Annotated in this window: 22 protein-coding genes and 1 pseudogene; 18 read left to right on the forward strand and 5 right to left on the reverse strand. The window is 69.2% G+C overall.

Annotated features, from left to right (window positions below):
* The 4 genes and pseudogenes from QQY24_RS31965 to QQY24_RS31980 form a co-directional block, all read right to left on the reverse strand.
* Positions 1–639, reverse strand: a pseudogene (locus tag QQY24_RS31965) (hypothetical protein); the annotation flags it as partial.
* Positions 636–1037: a hypothetical protein gene (locus tag QQY24_RS31970; protein WP_301976467.1), complete on the reverse strand. Its 402-nt coding sequence runs from the start codon at positions 1035–1037 to the stop codon at positions 636–638. The pseudogene QQY24_RS31965 and the gene QQY24_RS31970, both read right to left, overlap by 4 nt.
* Positions 1038–1271: 234 nt before the next feature.
* Positions 1272–1829 carry a GNAT family N-acetyltransferase gene (locus QQY24_RS31975; protein WP_301976468.1) on the reverse strand — a complete coding sequence of 186 codons (558 nt, stop codon included), beginning with the start codon at positions 1827–1829 and terminating at the stop codon, positions 1272–1274.
* A complete protein-coding gene (locus QQY24_RS31980; RefSeq protein ID WP_301976469.1) occupies positions 1826–2593 on the reverse strand; it encodes a GntR family transcriptional regulator in 768 nt (255 codons plus the stop codon). Before QQY24_RS31980 ends, QQY24_RS31975 begins: the two co-directional genes overlap by 4 nt.
* Positions 2594–3000: 407 nt before the next feature.
* Here QQY24_RS31980 and QQY24_RS31985 point away from each other — a divergent pair, with 407 nt between their 5' ends.
* From QQY24_RS31985 to QQY24_RS32070, 18 genes are all read left to right on the forward strand, one after another.
* Complete coding sequence (locus QQY24_RS31985) at positions 3001–3660, forward strand: hypothetical protein (protein WP_301976470.1); 660 nt, start codon at positions 3001–3003, stop codon at positions 3658–3660.
* A 180-nt stretch (positions 3661–3840) separates the two neighbouring features.
* Complete coding sequence (locus tag QQY24_RS31990; RefSeq protein WP_301976471.1) at positions 3841–4134, forward strand: hypothetical protein; 294 nt, start codon at positions 3841–3843, stop codon at positions 4132–4134.
* A gap of 52 nt (positions 4135–4186) precedes the next feature.
* The gene (locus tag QQY24_RS31995; protein WP_301976472.1) at positions 4187–4363 is read left to right on the forward strand and encodes a hypothetical protein; all 177 of its coding nucleotides are present in this window, start codon (positions 4187–4189) and stop codon (positions 4361–4363) included.
* A gap of 195 nt (positions 4364–4558) precedes the next feature.
* On the forward strand, positions 4559–5110 hold the full coding sequence (locus QQY24_RS32000; RefSeq protein WP_301976473.1) for a hypothetical protein: 552 nt from the start codon (positions 4559–4561) through the stop codon (positions 5108–5110).
* Positions 5110–5475 carry a hypothetical protein gene (locus QQY24_RS32005; protein WP_301976474.1) on the forward strand — a complete coding sequence of 122 codons (366 nt, stop codon included), beginning with the start codon at positions 5110–5112 and terminating at the stop codon, positions 5473–5475. Before QQY24_RS32000 ends, QQY24_RS32005 begins: the two co-directional genes overlap by 1 nt.
* Positions 5476–5514: 39 nt before the next feature.
* Positions 5515–5676, forward strand: coding sequence for a hypothetical protein (locus QQY24_RS32010; protein WP_301976452.1), 162 nt, complete (start codon positions 5515–5517; stop codon positions 5674–5676).
* Positions 5677–5833: 157 nt separating this feature from the next.
* Positions 5834–6007 carry a hypothetical protein gene (locus QQY24_RS32015; protein ID WP_301976475.1) on the forward strand — a complete coding sequence of 58 codons (174 nt, stop codon included), beginning with the start codon at positions 5834–5836 and terminating at the stop codon, positions 6005–6007.
* Between the two features lie 20 nt (positions 6008–6027).
* The gene (locus QQY24_RS32020; protein WP_301976476.1) at positions 6028–6270 is read left to right on the forward strand and encodes a hypothetical protein; all 243 of its coding nucleotides are present in this window, start codon (positions 6028–6030) and stop codon (positions 6268–6270) included.
* A 275-nt stretch (positions 6271–6545) separates the two neighbouring features.
* Positions 6546–7649 carry a hypothetical protein gene (locus QQY24_RS32025; RefSeq protein ID WP_301976477.1) on the forward strand — a complete coding sequence of 368 codons (1104 nt, stop codon included), beginning with the start codon at positions 6546–6548 and terminating at the stop codon, positions 7647–7649.
* 391 nt (positions 7650–8040) lie between these two features.
* Positions 8041–8382: a hypothetical protein gene (locus QQY24_RS32030; protein WP_301976478.1), complete on the forward strand. Its 342-nt coding sequence runs from the start codon at positions 8041–8043 to the stop codon at positions 8380–8382.
* Between the two features lie 127 nt (positions 8383–8509).
* Positions 8510–9019 (forward strand): hypothetical protein, encoded by a 510-nt coding sequence (locus tag QQY24_RS32035; protein ID WP_301976479.1) that lies wholly within the window; start codon positions 8510–8512, stop codon positions 9017–9019.
* Between the two features lie 139 nt (positions 9020–9158).
* The gene (locus tag QQY24_RS32040) at positions 9159–11051 is read left to right on the forward strand and encodes a hypothetical protein (RefSeq protein ID WP_301976480.1); all 1893 of its coding nucleotides are present in this window, start codon (positions 9159–9161) and stop codon (positions 11049–11051) included.
* 21 nt (positions 11052–11072) lie between these two features.
* Entirely contained in the window at positions 11073–11453 is a 381-nt protein-coding gene (locus QQY24_RS32045) for a hypothetical protein (RefSeq protein ID WP_301976481.1), read from the forward strand.
* A gap of 100 nt (positions 11454–11553) precedes the next feature.
* Complete coding sequence (locus tag QQY24_RS32050) at positions 11554–13881, forward strand: hypothetical protein (RefSeq protein ID WP_301976482.1); 2328 nt, start codon at positions 11554–11556, stop codon at positions 13879–13881.
* 365 nt (positions 13882–14246) lie between these two features.
* Positions 14247–14690 (forward strand): RRQRL motif-containing zinc-binding protein, encoded by a 444-nt coding sequence (locus QQY24_RS32055; protein ID WP_301976483.1) that lies wholly within the window; start codon positions 14247–14249, stop codon positions 14688–14690.
* Positions 14691–14713: 23 nt separating this feature from the next.
* Positions 14714–15175, forward strand: coding sequence for a Pycsar system effector family protein (locus QQY24_RS32060; protein WP_301976484.1), 462 nt, complete (start codon positions 14714–14716; stop codon positions 15173–15175).
* Positions 15176–15413: 238 nt separating this feature from the next.
* Positions 15414–16343, forward strand: coding sequence for a ParA family protein (locus QQY24_RS32065; protein WP_301976485.1), 930 nt, complete (start codon positions 15414–15416; stop codon positions 16341–16343).
* A complete protein-coding gene (locus QQY24_RS32070; protein ID WP_301976486.1) occupies positions 16340–17188 on the forward strand; it encodes a hypothetical protein in 849 nt (282 codons plus the stop codon). The genes QQY24_RS32065 and QQY24_RS32070 overlap by 4 nt, the downstream gene beginning before the upstream one ends.
* A 113-nt stretch (positions 17189–17301) precedes the next feature.
* Here QQY24_RS32070 and QQY24_RS32075 read toward each other — a convergent pair.
* A partial coding sequence (locus tag QQY24_RS32075) for a helicase associated domain-containing protein (protein WP_301976487.1) occupies positions 17302–18900 on the reverse strand: 1599 nt, incomplete at its 5' end.

Genomic DNA, 18900 nt, shown 5'->3' on the forward strand with positions numbered 1-18900 from the left:
GTGTGGGGGGTGTCCGGCATTGCCGGAAGTGGATGTGACCTGCGGAAACGTGCTGTCGGCATTGCCGGATCCGGCAATGCCAGATCCGGCAATGCCGGAAGTGGACTTGACCTGCGGAGATCGATATTTTGCACCCTTTTGGGCGACTTCACTTCCGGCAATGCCAGATCCGGCAATGCCGGAAGTGGACTTGACCTGCGGAAACAGTGCCAGGTCGGTACTCTCGGTCCGCGTCGCGTCAGGGTTCCAGGACGGCCAGTCATAAAACTCGTAGGCCACCTTCGTGCGGCGTCCGGCCGCGTCCCGCTCGTCCAGACGGCGGATATAGCCCTTCTCCTGGAGACGAGCGAATGACTCGTACACGGCGTCCCGGCCCACGAGCCGCGATCCGTTGCCCGAGACGACACCTAGCTCGCGCAGGCGCTCCAGCACTGTCAACGGCGTCACGCGGAGCGGACCCGTCCCAGGCCCCTGACGCGTCTGCTCCGCGAACATGAACATGAGCTGGATGACCACCTTGGTGTCCAGCGGAACTGTCAGTGCGTAGGGGCCGAATTCCATGTGCGCGTGCACCTGGACACCCGCGACCGGCCCGCGATGGGTGATCGTGCCCGTTTCGTTGATCTGCTCGACAGTCACAACTCATCCCCCGCGGCAGCCGTGACGAGGCCCTCGCGAAGAAGGAAAGCCGCGGCCCGACGCACATCGTCCAGACGGACCGGCTCACCGTCGTCGCCGTGCATGCCCACCTCGGAAATCGCGGCCCAGACGGCTTCCGCGCTGCGCGGCTGCCCGTCCTGCTCGCGCGAGCGCCAGTGCATGAGCACCACCAGGCGCAGCGGCTCCGGGGCGCACAGATTCAGATCCGTGCGAGAGACGGTGATGCCGTCCTTCTCCTCCGGCTCATCGGCCGGTACGAAGACGGCGTTGTCGAAGTCGCACGGCTGCACGGGGTGGTCCAGCGGACCGCTTCCGGTAGTCGATGCAGGCAGGGTTGCAGACTGGCGTGGGTAGTGCTGGCTGTGCAAGAGGTACATCTCCCCAGGTAGGGGAGCCGTATCCGGCAGGTGTGACCTAGCAGGTGGCCCGGAGTAGTGGTGTTGCGCAATCAGTTGCGCATACTCTGGGTAGAGGTGACTGCGCGGACCCGAGGGTCCACGGGCATCACCCCCGGCGAGGTCACCTCACCGGACACGACTCGAAGCTTCGGAAGGGCAGTGAGTCGACTTGGAAGCGGCTCCTGTTGTGGTGACAGGGGCCGCTTCGCTGTTCTAGACGTGCGTCATGTTCTTCTCTTGTAGCTGTGCTTCTGGATACCGCACCATCCCGGCGGGGCGCTGGGCCAACCACCCAGACAGACGGTGATCAGGAGCTTCCGTTCGGACGTGCACGAAGCCTTCCCGAAGGTAGAACTCTTGCAGAGCACCGTTCGTACGCCAGCAATCTAGGCGCAACCATGACTGCCCCCTAGCCCGGGCCTGGCTTCCCGCCCAGTCAAGCAGCCGACCACCGAGGGATTTCCCCGCTGCTTTCCTCGACGTGATCAGCTTTGCAACGTACGTTGCATCATCAAGGTCATCTGAAGGCCGCCAGAAGTCGGTATCGGGCTTGGCCAAGGTAACCGTTGCCAGCAGCTCGTCCCTGCTCTCGACCACATAGGTACGTCCAGAGGCGATGTCCAGTTCCCACTTAGACAGAGCGACACGCGCAGTTCGTGGGTCGTTCCACTGATCGATGCCAGCTGCGTGGAGCCATGATGCCGCTTCATGGCGCAGCCCCATAAGGCCCTCGGTGTCGGACTTGCCAGCCTTTCGGATGAAAACTGTCATTCGTTCAAGTCCATTTCGTAGACGAGCACATGACGGTCCCCGGGCGCGATCGTGCGCATAGCCCTTACTGGTCCGTTTTGCCCGTAACCGATGCGAAGATGCTCAGCAACCGGCGTCCCGGGAGGAAGCGCGAGGCTGTCGGTTTCCTCTGGTGATGGCATGCGGATGCGGATTTCGTCGCGTACGTGAAGCTGAGGGTGGCCAATATGCCGCAAGATTCCGCCGGGTACGGCAACGTCGCCTTCTTCTTCCAAAAGCGTGCCGACCGCGATTTCTCCCGGAAACCAAGACGTGCTCAATTGAAAGGGGCGTTCGTCCACCGTACGTAGGCGTGTGCGGATGATCACGAGCTGCCCAGGCGTAATTTCCAGCCATTCCGAGACCTCTTGCGAAGCTTGGCCGGTTTCAACAGTTACGTGTTGAGCAGGGATCCGACCGGCCATTTTGATAGCTGCTGACCAGTCGTCTAGAGAGCGTGAGTCGCGGCGCTTTCCACGCTCGAAAGCAGTCAGATTCCAGGTGATAGGGCGGTCGGACCGGACTCGTCGACGTCCTCCGCGCTCGCCAACGACGAGACCTTCCACCTTCAGCAGATCAATGCCGGCAGTCACAGTTTTTGTGGTCACGCCGTATGTCTCCGCTAGCTCGCGGCTTGTCGGCAGTGCTGCTCCCGGAGGGAACGTGCCACTGCGGATCTGCTCCCGCAGGTGGTCAGCGATGGCTCTCGCTGTTCCCCGCGGGCTGGGGGTCTGTGGTGCCGTCATGGGCTGCACCTTACCCCCTGATCCGAAGTTAGGTACACAAGCGGTCGAACTTTGGGCCGGGTGAACCAAGTTAAGTACCAATGGCTTGACTGATGGCCACTCAGGTCAGGTATGGTCTCACTCGCCAAGCAAGTTGGGTACCAAGCTTGCAGAGCTTTGCTATGTCGTAAAGCTCTCACATGTACTCATCTACCGACTGCAAGACCGCAGGTAGCAGGGCCTCAACTTCATACGTCTGGCTGTCCGTGCTTACACGCCGGCCGGGGTGACGAGTACGACGCGGTCCCCCGAGAGCAGCAGCCAGTTGCGCCACCCGCAGTCGTTGCGCTGCCCGACCGTCGCAGACCGCCCGCCTCCACGGGGACGGCCTGCGGCGGGCGGAGAACGCAACAGCAAGGGAGACGAACATGCGTCACAACGGACGTGCCCCCCTCCTGGCCAGCCAGATGCGGCCCGAGCACCTCAGCCTCCGTGAGAACGAGCCGGCCCTCGTGGTCTGCGCGGACTGTGACACCTGGCACCGCATCAAACGGTCGATGATCCTGCCCCACCGCGACGGCGCCCCCGTCGAGAAGACCAAGCGCCGCTACTTCGGTGACAAGCCCTCCGGCGGCCGGCGCTGTAACGGCAGCGCGCAGCGCATCATCATCGACATCACCCCCGAAGAGTGGACCGAGCGTCTGCTGGCGGCCGAAACCACGGCCGCCAGCCGCCGCACCACCCGCCCGATCCGCAAGCCCCGCCCCCAGGCCGCGCCCGCGCCGGTCCAGATGCCGGCCGCCACCCGCCCGCTGCGCGAGCAGCTCGCCGAGCACCTGCAGAGCGACTGCCCCCGCTGCCGCGCCGGCCGCTGCGCCCGCGTCATCGAGCTGCGACAGCGGATCCGCCGCACCACTCAGATCGCCACCGCCCCGGCCACCCCGATCTACGGCCAGCTCCGTACCGCCTTCCGCGAGCACCGCGCCTCCTGCACGCCCTGCAAGAGCGGCGCCCCGTGCGATGCCGGGAGCAAGCTCGCCGCACGGATGACCAGCATCGCCCGGGAACAACTGGCCCGTACCGCCTGACCTCGGACGATCGCCCACGGACGCCCCCACCTCGTCTCCTTGGTTGGGGCGTCCGTGGCTGCTCGTACGACAGCCACCCGGAAAAACTGCCCCGGTCACGGGGCCCGCACGCGACGAACCCCCAGGGGTGCATCCCTGGGGGTTCTTGTCGCGGTCATCCCACCAGAGAGGACAGACCACGTGCACAGCATCGCATTCCGCCCGATCCGCCCGAGCGTTCAGGACGAGATCGGCCCCCGCCGGCCGGGCGCCATCTACCAGAACGCCGACGGCCGGTTCGAGGTCCTGGCGCTCATCACCGACCCGGCCGACGCCGCCGTGCTGCTGCGCCGTGACAGCGCGCGGTGGGCGGTCATCGTCCGCGACACCCTGCGCCCCGACGGCCAGCCGTTCGCGGTCGGCACGGTGTGGACGACGTCGGACTACCTGATCCGTCCCGCCAGGGACACCGCCGCCTACGCACCGGCCGCCTGACGGCCTGCGCCAGTCCACCCGCCCGAGAACGACAACGAAAGCTGAGGAACAGATGAGTCTGCGCAGGAAGGCCGTTCAGATGTCGGTCGAGGCCGACCAGATCGAGGAGCACGCCGACAGTGCCACGGACGCTGAGCCGGCCGACCGCGCCGCCCTCTACGCCCGGGCCCGGGAGTTGCGCGAGGAGGCCGGCCTGATCGCTGACGCCGTCCGGCTCACCCTCGACTGACGCGCCGCTCGGCGCCTGGTCCAAGCCGTCACGGTCCGGCACCCCACGCGAGTGATGTGTGGGGTGCCGGGCCGCGCCCGCTTGGGCGGTGGCCGGCCCTCCGGCCGGCCACACAAGGCGACAGCCCCGGAAGGTCAGAGCTCCGGGGCTGTCCGGTCAACAGGAAGGGTGGAACTCCCTTTGACCAGCACGATCATGACACGCCCCCACGTCACCCGCACAGACCCCGGCCACACCCCGGGACGCTTCTGCACCGCTCCTACGGCGGGTGTGACGGAGACGGCCGAGGAAATCACCCGGGAGGACGACGCGGCCGGCTTCGAGCCGGAGGACGCCTTCCGCCGGGTCCTGGCCGCCATCAACTCCCACCGCACCCACCGCCCCCGCCGCACCGGCCGGTCCGTGCGGCCGGTGCGGCCGTACCGCGCCGACCCGGCCGCCGCGCTCGGCGCCCACCTCCTGGCCGCCGTCCACGCCCAGGACGCCGTAATCCCCGCCCACCGCCGCGCCCCGCGCACGCTGGCGCAGATGCGTACCCGTCTGGCGGCGGTGGCGATCTACGAGGAGGACGACGACGCGTGCGGGGTGTGCGGCTTCTGGCAGTGCCGCTGCGGCCAGGCCCGCACCTCGCCCGCCCCGGCCCGGGCGCACGCGAGTGCCGGCGGCCAGTGCTCCGAGTGCGGCGGCCGGTTCGAGGGCTGGCCCGGTGGCGTCTGCGACGCCTGCCGCGCCGCCGGCCGCGGCTGATGCCGCACCTCATAAAAGCGGCCCGGGCAGCGCAGCACCGCGCCGCCCGGGCCGCCACCACCGTCGGCCCCGCGCACCCGCTCACCCGCCTGCTGCTCGCGGCCGCCGCCCTGGCCGCCGCTGCCGCGTGGGACGCCGGACACCGCGTGGCCGACCTGCACCACCGCCTCTCGCACCACAAGGAACGGCCCGTGCCTGAGGGCCTGTACCAGCGCTACCAGGCAGCGCACCGCGCCCACCAGGCGCACCGCACCCACTGCACCCACTGCACCGACCACACCCGCTGCCCCGCAGGGGAGCGGCTGTGGTCGGCCTTCGAGCGGCTGCAAGACACCTACCTCACACGCCAGCGCAGCACCCGCTGAGCTGGACAACCCGGATCCGCACGTTCAAAGGAGAGACACATGGCCTGGCCGAGCAAGACCGTCCCGGACTTCACCGATGACGAGCTGGCCACCGCGATCGAGCAGCACGAGCACAGCGCGGACCCGGTCAACCGCCAGATCGCGCAGGGCTGCATCCGCGAATGGGAGAGCCGCCGAGGAATCACCAGCGACAGCGACTGACTGTCTGCCGGTTGCCTGACCTGCACGGCCCTCGCCTGCATTCGGCGGGGGCCGTGCGCGGTCCAGGGGAGCCGCCCTGGCCGCCGCTGCCGCGTGGGACGCCGGGCATCGCGTGGCCGACCTGCACCACCGCCTCTCGCACCACAAGGAACGGCCCGTGCCTGAGGGCCTGTACCAGCGCTACCAGGCAGCGCACCGCGCCCACCAGGCGCACCGCACCCACTGCACCCACTGCACCGACCGCACCCGCTGCCCCGCAGGGGAGCGGCTGTGGTCGGCCTTCGAGCGGCTGCAAGACACCTACCTCAACCGGTTGAAAAACCGCCCCTGACAACCCGACAAGGAGAACGCATGGACCGCATTACTCGCGCCCGTATCAACCGTGCATGCGAAGCCGACTACTGGGCGAACACCGCTGCCCCGCGTGCAGACGCGGCAGCTGCCTCCGCTGAACGCACCGCCGCCGACCCGACCAAGTCCGCGCACGTCCGCACGTGCGCGGCCCGGGCGGCCACGAGCGCGCGCGAGAACGCCGCCGAGTACCGCTACATCGCGGACACCCTGCGCGCCGGTGAAATCCCGGACAGCTACTGACCGTCTGCCGGTTGCCTGACCTGCACGGCCCCCGCCTGCATTCGGCGGGGGCCGTGCGCGGTCCAGGGGAGCCGGACCACCGCGCGTCGGCCGCCTGGCCGGCACCGCCATCAGCTGACCTCGACACCCTTCCCCTCACAAGGAGAAAAGCCCCATGCGTTTCATCTACCTGCTCGGCATGGCCAGTCCGCTCATCTTCATCCTCGCCTTCCTGCTGGCCCACTGACCCCGCCGTCCCTGTACGAGAGGAGAAATAGCGTGAAGAGCAAGCGGAATTGGCACCGGAAGTTTTCCCCCGCCTGGTCGTGCTCGGCATTTTGGGGGCCGTCACTTTGGGTGTGGCCCTGCTGTCGGTGGCCGTCAGCTACAGCATCCTGGAGCCGCCGTTCGGGCGGTGGGCGGTGCCGACCGTGGGCGCCCTGGACGCCCTGTGGTGCGTCATGCAGGCGACCGAGATCCTGTCGGGCAACAACCGGGTGCGCGCGGCGCGCGTGCGGTGGGCCGGCCTGGCGCTGACGGCCGTCAACGCCGCGATTCCCACGGTCGACCTGGCCCTGAAGCTGAGGGATTCCGGGGCCGGGTTCGAGCTGGCCGTGGTCATCGCGCCCATCGCCATCGTCGCGACCAAGGGCGCCTGGTGGATCGCCCTTCCCTCGCTTGGCCGGCGCGTGTCCGACAGGACGCGGCAGACCATCGCCGTCAAGCGCCAGCAGGTCGCGGACCGGCTGGAGGAGATGGAGGCCGACGCCGCCGACCGCATCGAGCTGCTGGAGCTGGCCCGGGAGCTGAACGAGCGGGTGGCCCAGGCCGAGACGGCCTACCGCCTGTCGGTGCTGGAGACCCAGCAGAGCATGACCGAGGACCTGCACGCGCAGGCCGAGACCACCGCCGACACGGTCGCCAAGATGCCGCTGCCCGCGTCGGTCGCGGCGATCCCGCTGCCCAACCTGGGCACGTGGACGCCGGCCGCCCCGGCCCTGCCCGGCACGGCCGACACCGCCCGGCACACCAACGGCACGCAGGTCAGCGCCCTGACGGCGCCGACCGGCACACTGTCCGGCACGCCTGGCGTGACGCCGTCCGGCACACCGGCACACGATGAGCGGCTTGCGGACCTCGCGGCGGTCGCGGGTGTGCCGGTGCCCGTGCCGGGTGAGCCGCTGACGGATGCTCAGATCGGTGTCGTGCTGCGGCGCATGCGCTATGACGAGGACCCGCCCCTGTCCTACCGCCAGGCGCGCGACGCCTTCCGCCGCGCCCGCTACATGGGCAGTGAGGAGCGCATCCGCCACGCCTGGGCCGCACTGCTGGCCAACGAGGGACACGGCGAGACCGAAGGCGCCGAGGGTGAGGAGGAGTCCGAGGAAGCGGACGCCTGACCCGTTTCGTCCGGCACCACCAGTGAGGGCCAACCCGCGCATCTGCGGGTTGGCCCTTGCTGCGACTGCCGGAAAACCCGCAGTCCACAGCGGTGCAGACCCGGTGAGTGACCCGGCGAGCGGACTCCGCGTTCGCAGACCCGTGGGAGCAGACCCGGCGCCGCACGGCGAGGAAAAGCTTTCGGATTCGAAGACGACGAGCGAAGGAAGGAGCACGATGGCACCCACGACCGTAGGGCTGGCCCCCGACCGGGGGCCTGACGCACGTACGACGAGGCCGCCGACCCCCCGCCTGGCACCGCCGGCGGTCATTCCGCCGGCCTTGGCGATCTGGGCGCCCGACCCCCCGACCTGGGGCCAGCGACTGATCCCCAAGGGGGTCCGGTCCGCGATGGCTGACCTGGGGCTTTGGCAGGAGCCGCGCCCCTTGAAGCCCTCGTTCCACCTGGTCCAGGTGATCGAAGTCCTCACCCGCTACGGCTGGTGTCAGTCCTTCGATTTCTCTCCTACCGGACGTATGTGCATCAGGGGTGCCCAGACCTTTCTGGAATCCACCGGGCATGTGACCACGATCGACCGGGGGAAGGCCGTGAATTACCTCCAGTCCCAGCTCGTCCGGCAGGGCGTGAGCATGCGGTTCTGGGAATGGAACGACCTTTCCAGCAACACTTTCCGGGGTGTGGAGGCCATGATCTCTGCGGCCTCTGACCTGGCGCGTAAGAACGGAGACTGAAATGACACCGGACGAAGAGAGGGTATTCGAGGGAATTCAGGCCGGAATGGCGGCCGGAATGACCTTCGGGAACAGTTCTCCGGACGTTTCCCCGTACGCCGATGAAGGGCCGTACGGGACCCCGGTCGTGAAGCAGAAGAAGGCCGGTCTGACCCGCCGGGGAAAGGTCGCCATCGCGGTGGCTGGGGTGGCGATCATCGGCGGCGGAACCATCTGGTTCCAGGTTCATTCGGCGGCCGTCGCGAAGGACGAGAAGGAGGCCGCGGCCCTCCAGATCCAGATGAAGAAGCTGGAGCTGGAGGAAATGAGGATCCGGAACGAGCAGATGAGCGCCGAGAAGAAGGCCGCTGCCGCCTCCGCCGAAAAGATCCAGGCGGCCGTCGACAAGTGCGTGAAGGACTCCTCCGGCCTGATCGGCAAGGGGTACGGATCGCCCTCCAGGAGCGACGTCGTCGCGGACTGCAAGCAGCAGTACGAGTCCCTCGACGGGTCCGGCATGCAGGCCGCGGGCAACGCCCAGAACGCCAGTAACGGCGGGGGCGGTGGGATCAACTCATCCGCCCTGCTGGGTCTGGTCGCCGGTGGCGGCCTGGCCGTCGCGGTGTTCGCGCGCAAGGGCAGGAAGGCCGACGCGTAGTTACGCATGGTGATTAATTACTTCCTCCCTCCTGGCGGAGAGCGCTGCAATCGGACTCCCATGGTCCGGCTGATCGGCTGCTCTCCGCTGGGAGGTAAGGAGTAAGGAACCATCGGCGACCACGGAGAGTGAGGAAAACATGGCGACCGATACGGCGCCCCCGGTCCCCGCGGGACCCCCCGATCCGCCCGCTGCGCCGGCCGCCCCCGCCGCGCCGGCGCCCGCCGCGGACACCGGCATCATGGCCGCCCTGATGGCCGCGGTGGAGCCCGCCCGACCGGTCACCGCGACCGGCGCCGGGGCCCGGCCGGACGGGGATGATCCGGCCGCGAAGGCGGACCCCGACGGCGTGGTGGACCGCTCCTCCCCGGGCGTCACCAGCGAGTCGTTCAAGGCCCCGGAGGACCTGGCCGGGGCCGGATCCGACGCGGCCGGTGCCCGGCATAAGGAGGGCGTGTTCAAAACGTTGATCCGGGCGGGCGCGACCCGCTGGGCAAAGGGCGGCGGGACCGCGAACAAGCGGCTGGATCTGGAGAAAGCCAGGGCCAGTGCGCACCAGGTGAAAGAGACCCGGACCACCACGGTCATGAAGTCGCCTGGACTTCCTACCCGAAACAGCTCCGGAGGGGCCGGTGGAGGGGGTCGCAATTCCAGCGGAAACAGCGGCGGGAATTCAGACCGCAATTCCACCGGGAACGGCTCCACGGGCACCGGACGCGGCGGAAGCGGCGGCGCCACCGGAAGCGGCGGCGCCACCGGAAGCGGCGGCGCCACCGGAAGCGGCGGCGCCACCGGAGGCGGCGGTCGCGGCTCGTCCGGCTCGAATGGGAGCGGCGGATCCGGCGGCGGGCGCGGCACCAGCACAAACGGTGGCGGAGGTTCGCCCAAGGACACCAGCCCCAAAGGCGCGAAGGACTCCGGGGGCAAGGAGAAGGACGGCTCCTCGGGAAACGCGGGAGCTGGCGGAAAGGCTGGCAAGGACGGAAAGGCCGGTGCCTCCGGAAGCGGCGGCGGATCAACGTCGGGCGGTAATTCCGGCAGCTCGAAGGACAAGGCCGACAAGGGCAAGGGCGAGAAGGTCGACCTGAAGAAGGGCGGCGGCAGCGGCCAAGGTGCGGGCGGCTCCTCCGGCAGCAGCGGCGGCTCCGGCAAGAACGGCTCCTCCGGGAGCGGCGGCTCCGGCAAGACCGGCTCCTCCGGGAGCGGCGGCTCCGGCAAGACCGGTGCGGTCGGCCACCGCTCGAACGGGACCGACAACCGGACCCCGCTCCAGCGTTCGCGAGAGGTCGGGCATGGCGACGGCTCCGCGGTCCGGGATGTGGTCGACCACGTGAAGGCGTACGCGAAGGGCGCGAAGGACGGCTACCGCGACAAGAAGGAGGAGAACGGCAAGGAGCACGCGCGGCTGGACAAGGCGCACGCCGACCACAAGGCGAAACAGCAGGACCCGAAGCAGAACGACCCGAAGCAGCAGGGGACGACGGTGACCGGGCCCAGTGGCCAGACGATCGTCATCGCCTCGCCGGACGAAGGAGACGACGGAGTGAGCACGGACGTGAAGCCCCTCCTGGTCAAGGAGATCGACGCGAACACGCTGACCCTGGGCACGGAGGGCGCCCGTGGGTCGATCAGCCGCAAGGAGCTGCGCAACTTCAAGCAGTACGAACGCAAGCTGGAGGCCAAGGAGAACCACCTGATCAAGGTGGCCGACGCGTGCAAGTCGCTTGAGGCCGCGGCGGAGGACGAGGCCAAGGACTGCCAGGAACTGGCCGAGCAGGCGAAGGCCGTCGAAGGCGGCGAGAAGCTGGCCGCGAAGCTGACCAAGCTGGCCGACGCGGCGAAGGCCCAGGCGGCGGAGGCCGCCGAACTCCACAAGCGCGCGAAGCGTGCGGCGGAGATGTGCAAGGTCGTCCTGACCAACATCGGGACCCGCTACGCGCCGCTGTACAAGGCCGTGGTCGACAGCGACGAGACGAAGCCGGCCGAACTCCGCTTCTACAACGACAAGGGCTCCTACGCGCCCGCCGCGTAGCAGCAGGAGGGACAGAAAATCATGGCGGAGCTGACGTACAAGGTCCTCGTCCGAAAGACCGAGGCCAAGGAGAAAGCCCTGGCCCGTAACGCGGAGGGCGTCAAGAAGGCCGCGGAGAACATCAAGGAACTGGCCGACGACACCGCCTCCGACGCGGACGCGCTGGGCGCCAAGAGCGTGGACCGCGACTCCCTGGCGGAGTGCCAGGAGCTGGCGAAAATCATCCGCGGGGTGTCGGACGGCGCGCTCACCTACGCGTCGAAGACGGCCGACACCGCGAGGGCCGCGAAGGCGGCGGGCGACCAGGCCCGCACCACCCACGCCGGGTTCCAGGAAGCGTTCGACCGCTCCGACGTGACGGACCTGGAGAAGGTCTCGCGCGACTGGTTCGAGCAGGAATAGCACCACCCACCACCGGCGCGGCCGGCCTCGGGGATTCCATCCCCGCGGGCCGGCCGCGCCCTTTGCGGATCACCCAGGATCCAGACAGGAGTAGCCCTCGATGTCCACCACCATCAAGACCGTGCCGAACGCGGAGCCGGCGGAGCGCGCCGCTGCGGCGCTCCAGATCGTCCTCCCCGTCGGGGTGGGCATCCTGGCCCCCTACCTGGACCCGAACGCGGCGGCCTACGCCGGGGCCGGCTTCCTGGCCGGTGCGACGTTCGCCGGCGCCAACTACATGAACCGCCTGGGCCGCTGGGCCAACCAGCTCCCCGGGATCGACATCGCGCGGGCGCACCGCGACACCATGGGGATCTCCACGATCACCACCGGCATGGGCCTGGCCCTCGGGCAGCTGGGCGGAGCCGAGGCGTCCGACGCGCTGATGGCCGGCGCCCTCGAGCCCACCACCATCCCCGGCATCCTGTCGCTGGGCTGGTGGGCCGCGGTCGTCTTCACCGGCTGGCGCCTGCGCCGAGTCTTCGGCCGACACAAGATCGAGGTGGAGCAGGCGCCGACGCAGGCCGCCCCGGCCAACACCGGCACCCCGGGCCCGGTGTCCCTGGCCGACAAGATGATCGCCGCCTGGGGGCGCGTGATCAGCGACCCGAAGAACGGCCGGCACAAGAACCAGGTCCTGTCCGACGTCGTGATCTACGCCGACCGCTGGGAGGGCCGGATCACCGCCGCCCTGGGCGACTCCGTCAACGTGTCGAAGGAGACCGTCTCCAGCCTCTTCGGCCGCTCCGTCGACGACATCACCATGAAGTACGGCGCGCACTCCGGGGAGGCGTTCATCACCGTCTGGTACACCCAGCGCGCGGAGCTGGACCCCTCCACGCTCGAGGGCGCCTGGAAGCGCGTGAGGGCGCGGGTCCTGCCCAAGACCCACCTGGAAGAGGTCGGCGAGGACGTGAACACCGGCGGCCAGGTGGCGCGCGTCGTGGCCGACGACGACCTGGACGCCCTGCCCCGCGTGGTCAACCTCGGGGAGCTGGCCGGCGCGCTGCGCCGCTCCATCGACCTCGTCTCCTACGAGCCGGGACGGCGCGACCCCCGGCGCGCGATCATCCGCGTCATGGACCACAACCCGCTGGAGGCCGGCCACGACTTCCAGGGCCTGGACTCCCTGGTGGCCACGCCGGGCGGCTGGGTCAACATCGGCAAGATCGTGAGCGGCTTCCCCGCGAAGATCCAGCTGTTCGACCCGAAGCTGGGCGCCCTCCACGTCGTGATCGCCGGTACCACCGGCTCCGGCAAGGGCGGCACGGGCCAGATGATCAGCCTGGCCTACCACGCCAACAAGATGGCCCAGATCTACGGCGACCCCAAGGGCGCGTCTAACCCCGCGATCCCGAAGATGGCCGCCTACAGCGGCCTGACGCAGATCGGCGCCCTGGGCGCCATGCGGCTGTCCTGGTGGGTCCTCCAGCACCGGATCGAGGAGGCCGCCCGCCTGGAGCTGAAGAACTTCGAGCCGACCGCGATGCGGCCGTACTGCGCCACCATCCTGGACGAGGCCGCCCAGATGCTGGCCCCCGGCGCACCGAACCGCAAGGAAGCGGTGAAGATCGTCAAGGACGGCGCCTCCCTGACCCGCTCCATGGGCATGCCCTGGGTCCTGATCAACCAGACCGTGAACCTGGACCAGCTGGGCGGAGAGCAGGCGATCCGCGCCAACCTCCTGGCCGGCGGCACCTGGATCATCCTGCGCACCGACAGCGACCAGATCAACCTGGGCGACCTTCCCCCCGGCTTCGACGGGATCGACCCCTCCCTGATCCCGCCGGTGTGGGTGGAAGAGGACGACTCGCTGGTCTACGACCCGACCATCGAGGAGTCCGACCCGCGCCGCACCTTCGGCCTCGGCTACGTCGCAGCCCCGGGCGGGCGCGCGGGCATGATGCGCATCGACACCCTGGAGGACGCCACCGAGCACATCCGGCCGGAGAACATCATGGCCCCGGTCGACGTGCCCTGGTGGGGCGACCAGGCGTACATGGAAGAGCTGGCCATGACGCCCATCCCCGGCTTCGAGGAGAAGGACGGCGAAGGCACCACCGGCGAGGCCGGGACCTCGTTCCCCGGCGTCGACCTCCCCAAGGCCAAGGAGCTCACCTCGGAGGAGAAGGTCCTGGCCGCCCTCCGCGACGAGTCCGACCCCATGTACGTGGACATGGTCGACCAGGGCGACGACATCGACCCCGACGACATCGACTACGTGGAACGGGGCCAGCTGCAGGCCGCCTGCGGGGTCGCGGAGTCGACCTTCGCGAACGTGCTCAACAAGCTGGAAAAGGCAGGAAAGATCCACCGGATCAAGGAAGGGAAAACCTCGAAGGTGGCCCTGGGCGCCCGGCCGGAGGCAACCGGCGAAGAGGCCGCCTGACCGCTGTCACACAACGGCGCGCTTCCCACACCGGGGGGCGCGCCGTTCCAGTCCGTGCTGAACCCCGCCCCAGACCCCCGCGGCACAACCAACGCCGCTGACCTGACGCTCTGCCTGGCCCTCGCCACCCCACCTTCGGGGCCAGCGAGGACCGGACAGGCCGCCCGGCCGCACATCTCACCCCTTCCACCCCGTCGACGGTACTTCCGTCGGCGAGGCGCAGCACTGCCCGCCATCAACCCTGTTGGAGGACACCCCGTGCTCATCCCCCGCTCGCGCCGCCGGACCGGCCGACCCCGCCCGCAGCGCCCCGGCCCCCGCTACCCGCAGCGCCCGCACCATCTCTCCACCGCCTGGGAGCCGCGGTGACTACCCGCGCCCGTCGGCGACGCCCCGCAGCACAGCCACGCGCCACGCACGGCTTACCCGAGTACGACTGGGGCACCGCACCGACCGACCAGCTCGCCACGCGCCGCCAGCTGCGCGCCGACCGGCTCCGCCCCGGCGGACAGGAGCCGGCCGCGATCCTGCGGTGCCGGGCGTGCGCGACGCGCCCACAGCGCACCTGCACCCGCCCCGCCTACCTCTACCGGCGCGACCTCGCCCTGCCGATCCGGCCCATGACCCTCGCCAAGGAAGCCGCCCTCGACAAGGCCATGGCAGCTCGGACCACCTGCCCGGCATGCCTGCGCCGCTACCACCACTGCCTGCCCTTACGCACCCTCGGTTCCTGCTTGGAGTGCTTCGACGGAACCCCGGCCGACCCCGCCACCTACACCGCCCCGCCCGCTCACGCCCTGGCCGCGTAAGCGCACGAAAGGACCGCCTCTAAATGACCACCTCGGCCACTGACCAGAGCACGAGCAAGAACCTCGATGACGCCTGCGCCGCGGTCGCCAGCGAGATCGCCCGCACGGACGGCAAGGCATCCTTACTGCTCGCCTTCATCGGCGCTGTCCTGGCCGGCCTAGCCTCCCTCGCCGACCGCCACCTGCCCGCCCCGGCCTACGTGGCCGGCGCCCTCGCCGTCGCCGCCCTCACTGCCGCTGCCGTGCTGCTGCTCCTGGTCGTCCGGCCCCACCTCGGCGGCCACGACCGCGCCAGCTTCCCCTACTGGGCCCAACTCACCGAGACAGAAATCAGCGCATGCATGACCGGCGACACCCGCGCCGCCCGCATCCACGCCCTGTCTACCATTGCCGTCGCCAAGTTCCGCCAGTTGCGCCGCGCGGTGGACTGCACCCTGACCGCACTCGGCTTCCTCGTCCTGGCCACGCTCAGCGCCCTGCTGTAGCCGGGCCCCGGGACGGTCGGCGCATCGGCTCATGGGACAACCGCCCCGGGCACTGGACGCCCCCGTCACGAGGCGCCAGCACTTCCAGCATGCCTGACCACCCAACCCCACGGCCCGGCCCCGCAGGCACCTGCGGGGCCGGGCCGTTTTTCGTTTTCTGGTCCATGCGGCAGCAGCCTGACCGTGGCATGGGACCATGCGGGGCAGCATCACCCCGCACGTGACAGGAGAGCCGTCGATGCTCGACGCTGACCCGAGTCCCCTGATTGACCGCAGCGCCCTCGCGCATTGCTACGTCATCGCCAACGGAAAGGGCGGCGTGGGTAAGACCACGCTTGCCTCCAATTTCGCCGGCCTGGTCGCCGCCGACGGCGGATCCGTTCTGCTGGTCGACGTCAACGGGCAGGGCAACGTAGGCCGCGACCTGGGATACCGCGAGAGCAGCATTGATGACGAAGGCGCAGCGCTCTCGGAAGCGCTGCGCACCGGCGCCCCGCTGAAGCCGGTGTCCGGCGTACGGCCGGGGCTCGACGTCGTCGTCGGCGGGCAGCATGTCGGCGCCGTCCCGGACATGCTCGCCGCCACCTACCGCATGCAGCAGCACCGCCAGGCCCTCGCCCTCGCTATCAGCCTCGCCCCCGTGGCCGGCCGCTATGACCTGGTCGTCATCGACAGCGCCCCGGAAAATCCGCCGCTTCAGCAGCTCGCGCTGTCCGCCGCGCGCTGGATGGTGGCCCCGACCCGTTCGGACAAGGCCAGCATCACCGACGGCCTGGGATCCATCAGCCGCCAGTTCAGGTTGGTGCGCAACACGGTGAACCCGGACCTTGCCCTGTTGGGTGTCGTCCTGTTCGGCAGCGGTAGTGCCTCAAAGCAGATCCACCGCAACGCCCGCCAGTGGGTTGCTGACGAACTCGGCACGGACGGGTACCTGTTCGACACCATCGTCCGCTACAGCGAAGCCGTGGGCCAAGACGCCCGCAGTCACGGCCGGCTCGTACACGAGCTGGAAGTGGCCGCCGCCTCGAACCCGAAATTTTGGGACCTGCGGGCCGGCCGCGCCGCCGCCGGAACGATCGTGTCGGCCACATCAGCGTCGGTCGCTGAAGACCTCGCTACTCTCGCCCGAGAGATTCTGACCCGGGCCGCCGAACAGGACGCAGCATGACCGAGACTGAGACCACCGCAGACCGCTTCGGCCTCACCGGGCCTTCCCGCGCCACGGGCCTGCTCGGACTGACCCGCAAGTCCGCCGCTGCCAGCAACGGCGGCACTGGTGGCGCTCTCACTTTGGATGCCATCCCAGACCCGGACACCGCGCCCGGCGACACCGCCGACCTCTCCGAAGCAGAACGCAAAGACCTGGAACTCTGCGAACGTGTCGTCCGCGCCCACCACGCATCGTTCTGGATCACCGGCAAAGCACTCGACGCCATCGCCAACCGTGGCCTGTACCGCGCCGACTACACCACCTTTGACGACCTGCTGGAGGACTGGGGAATCTCCCTCACTGAATCCAGCCGTATGCGCCGTGGCTGGCGCCTGGCCGCCCGTCTCCTCCCGGACGTCCCCAAGCTCACCGTCTCCCACCTGGAAGCACTGCTACCAGTCGTCAAGCTCTACGACGTGGAAGCAGCCGCAACCCTCTACGCCCTGCTGCGCGAGAACCGCCCCAAGGTCACCGCCCGCGACATCACCGCCCTCGTCCGGGAGCTGCCCGGCCCGGACGGTTCAGCCGCCCCGGCCGCCCTGATCCGTGAGCAGATCGAGGCCCAGCTGACCGACCCCGACCCCACGACCGCGGACTCAGACACGACCCCCGCGACGAGCACGCCAGATGCCCACCTGCGCGAAGCCATCGACCGGCGCGCCCGTCAGCTCGCCAACGACCTCAAGCGCGCCCGCATCCCGCGCCGTGAGCTGACCCAGACGCTCTCTGAGGCGTTTGCCGACCCCGACGATCCCCAGGTCTACCGGGCGCTGCTGCGCTGGATGAAGACGCACAAGCGATAAAACTGCTGGTCAGCGTTTCCTTCCGAATTCGGAAGGAAACGTTCGAATAATTCGAACAGCAAGCGGAAGGGCCCGGCCGTCCGGCCGGGCCCTTCCCTCTCCATCCGCGCCCGCTACGCCTGCACGTGCGCCGCCCACTCCAGCCCGAGACCGGCTAGCCGCTTCAGCTGCTCCCCGCTGAGCTTCGCCCGCCGGGTCTTGGTGTTCGCCAGGAATACACCCAATTTCACCGCGTGCTCCTGGCCGTCGACTGTGATCGTTTCGATGTGGGTGCGACTGATGGGCCCCACAGAGCCCGTGCGCTGCCGGTACTGGGCCAGTGCCGCACAGCCCCGCTCAAAGCCCGCAGACGCGCCCCCAGAGCCCTTGGCGGGCGCCTTCGGCTCCGGGGGCAGAGGCGTAACTCCCAGGTCCGCCAGTCGTTCACGCTGCCCGGCCGCCAGACCGTCCCACACCACGTGCTGGCGCTGGCGCTGGAGCCACCGGCCCACGTCCTCCCCCTGGGCGGTCACCCCCGGCACGATCTCGCTCACCTCGGCTCCCATCGCCACCAGCCGCGCCACACCCGCGTACTGGCGCTGCCAGTCCACCGGCCACCCCGGCCGCCAGTCCGGATCGATCGCGGCCAACTGCTCCGCCCGCCGCCGCGCCCGGCCCGGGTCCTTACCCAACCCGCCGGCCTTCCGGCAATTCGCCAACCACTGCCCCACCGGCTTATCCAGCGCGGACGCGGTCACCGGAGCGGCCAGCGTCCCCCACGCCGCGTAGTAGGCGCGCGCCGCCGCCAGATTCTCCTCCCACGCCACCTCCGCCGGCTCCCACACCATCCCCAGCGCGTCCAGGTCCGCCGCCCGCTGCGCTGCCAGCGTCCCGGCCTGCATGCCGCGCCGCTGATCAGCCAGCCACCGCCCCAGCGGGAAGGAGTGCCCGTTCGCCATCATCTCCCGGTGCTCATACGGCACCGCCAAATGCCCCGCCCGCTCCCGGTACGCGACCGCGGCCCGGTGCCCCGCCAGCCAGTTGGCGTGCTCCGGCTCCAGCACGTTGTACTGCACCAGCCGCGCCACCAAAGCAGGATCCCGATGCGTCCCGAACCGCAACAGGATGCGCCCCTCTTCCTCGCCCTCGGCCGGCTCCTCCCCCAGGAACGACACCCCCCTCTCCGTACGCGACGTATTTTCCTGCGGAACCGCCAGCATTTCCACGGCCCGCTCATCATGCGCCCGAAGCCCGGAAAGCACCTTCACCAACGGCCGATAAGAAGCCGAATAAGGCATATCCGCCTCAGTCTCATCCGGCCCCAGAAAAATAGGCACAATCAACGTCGCCAACTTTCCCTGGTTCGGTTTCTGCCTGAGCGCCCGGCCGATCGCCTGCACAATATCGACCGCCGATCCCTTCGGATCAATCAGCGCAACAGAATCCACCGCCGGCACATCAACACCCTCACCCAAGACACGGCAATTCGAAAGCACCGCCCGCCCCGACCGGGTACCGAAAGCCCGCAACCGGTCCGACCGCACATCCGCACCATGCTCGCCCGAAAGCCAGTCCGTCCACACCGACTCCGGATACCGCACCGGATCCTCCGCATGCAGCCGCGCCACCACCCGCGAAAGCCCCTCCAAAGGGTGCCAGGTGCTGCGTACTTTGATACATGGCAGTGGTTTAACCTTAGCAATACGCAACCGAACCAAGTAACAGGACATAAC

Origin of the sequence: Streptomyces sp. TG1A-8 (genome assembly GCF_030499535.1) — a bacterium.
Classification (GTDB): Bacteria; Actinomycetota; Actinomycetes; order Streptomycetales; family Streptomycetaceae; genus Streptomyces.

Excerpts from the sequence above, each read along its gene's own strand:
- QQY24_RS31970 (WP_301976467.1), bottom strand. The coding sequence starts at position 1,037 with ATGTACCTCTTGCACAGCCAGCACTACCCACGCCAGTCTGCAACCCTG.
- QQY24_RS31975 (WP_301976468.1), bottom strand. The coding sequence starts at position 1,829 with ATGACAGTTTTCATCCGAAAGGCTGGCAAGTCCGACACCGAGGGCCTT.
- QQY24_RS31980 (WP_301976469.1), bottom strand. The coding sequence starts at position 2,593 with ATGACGGCACCACAGACCCCCAGCCCGCGGGGAACAGCGAGAGCCATC.
- QQY24_RS31985 (WP_301976470.1), top strand. The coding sequence starts at position 3,001 with ATGCGTCACAACGGACGTGCCCCCCTCCTGGCCAGCCAGATGCGGCCC.
- QQY24_RS31995 (WP_301976472.1), top strand. The coding sequence starts at position 4,187 with ATGAGTCTGCGCAGGAAGGCCGTTCAGATGTCGGTCGAGGCCGACCAG.
- QQY24_RS32000 (WP_301976473.1), top strand. The coding sequence starts at position 4,559 with ATGACACGCCCCCACGTCACCCGCACAGACCCCGGCCACACCCCGGGA.
- QQY24_RS32005 (WP_301976474.1), top strand. The coding sequence starts at position 5,110 with ATGCCGCACCTCATAAAAGCGGCCCGGGCAGCGCAGCACCGCGCCGCC.
- QQY24_RS32010 (WP_301976452.1), top strand. The coding sequence starts at position 5,515 with ATGGCCTGGCCGAGCAAGACCGTCCCGGACTTCACCGATGACGAGCTG.
- QQY24_RS32020 (WP_301976476.1), top strand. The coding sequence starts at position 6,028 with ATGGACCGCATTACTCGCGCCCGTATCAACCGTGCATGCGAAGCCGAC.
- QQY24_RS32030 (WP_301976478.1), top strand. The coding sequence starts at position 8,041 with ATGGCTGACCTGGGGCTTTGGCAGGAGCCGCGCCCCTTGAAGCCCTCG.
- QQY24_RS32040 (WP_301976480.1), top strand. The coding sequence starts at position 9,159 with ATGGCGACCGATACGGCGCCCCCGGTCCCCGCGGGACCCCCCGATCCG.
- QQY24_RS32045 (WP_301976481.1), top strand. The coding sequence starts at position 11,073 with ATGGCGGAGCTGACGTACAAGGTCCTCGTCCGAAAGACCGAGGCCAAG.
- QQY24_RS32050 (WP_301976482.1), top strand. The coding sequence starts at position 11,554 with ATGTCCACCACCATCAAGACCGTGCCGAACGCGGAGCCGGCGGAGCGC.
- QQY24_RS32060 (WP_301976484.1), top strand. The coding sequence starts at position 14,714 with ATGACCACCTCGGCCACTGACCAGAGCACGAGCAAGAACCTCGATGAC.
- QQY24_RS32065 (WP_301976485.1), top strand. The coding sequence starts at position 15,414 with ATGCTCGACGCTGACCCGAGTCCCCTGATTGACCGCAGCGCCCTCGCG.
- QQY24_RS32070 (WP_301976486.1), top strand. The coding sequence starts at position 16,340 with ATGACCGAGACTGAGACCACCGCAGACCGCTTCGGCCTCACCGGGCCT.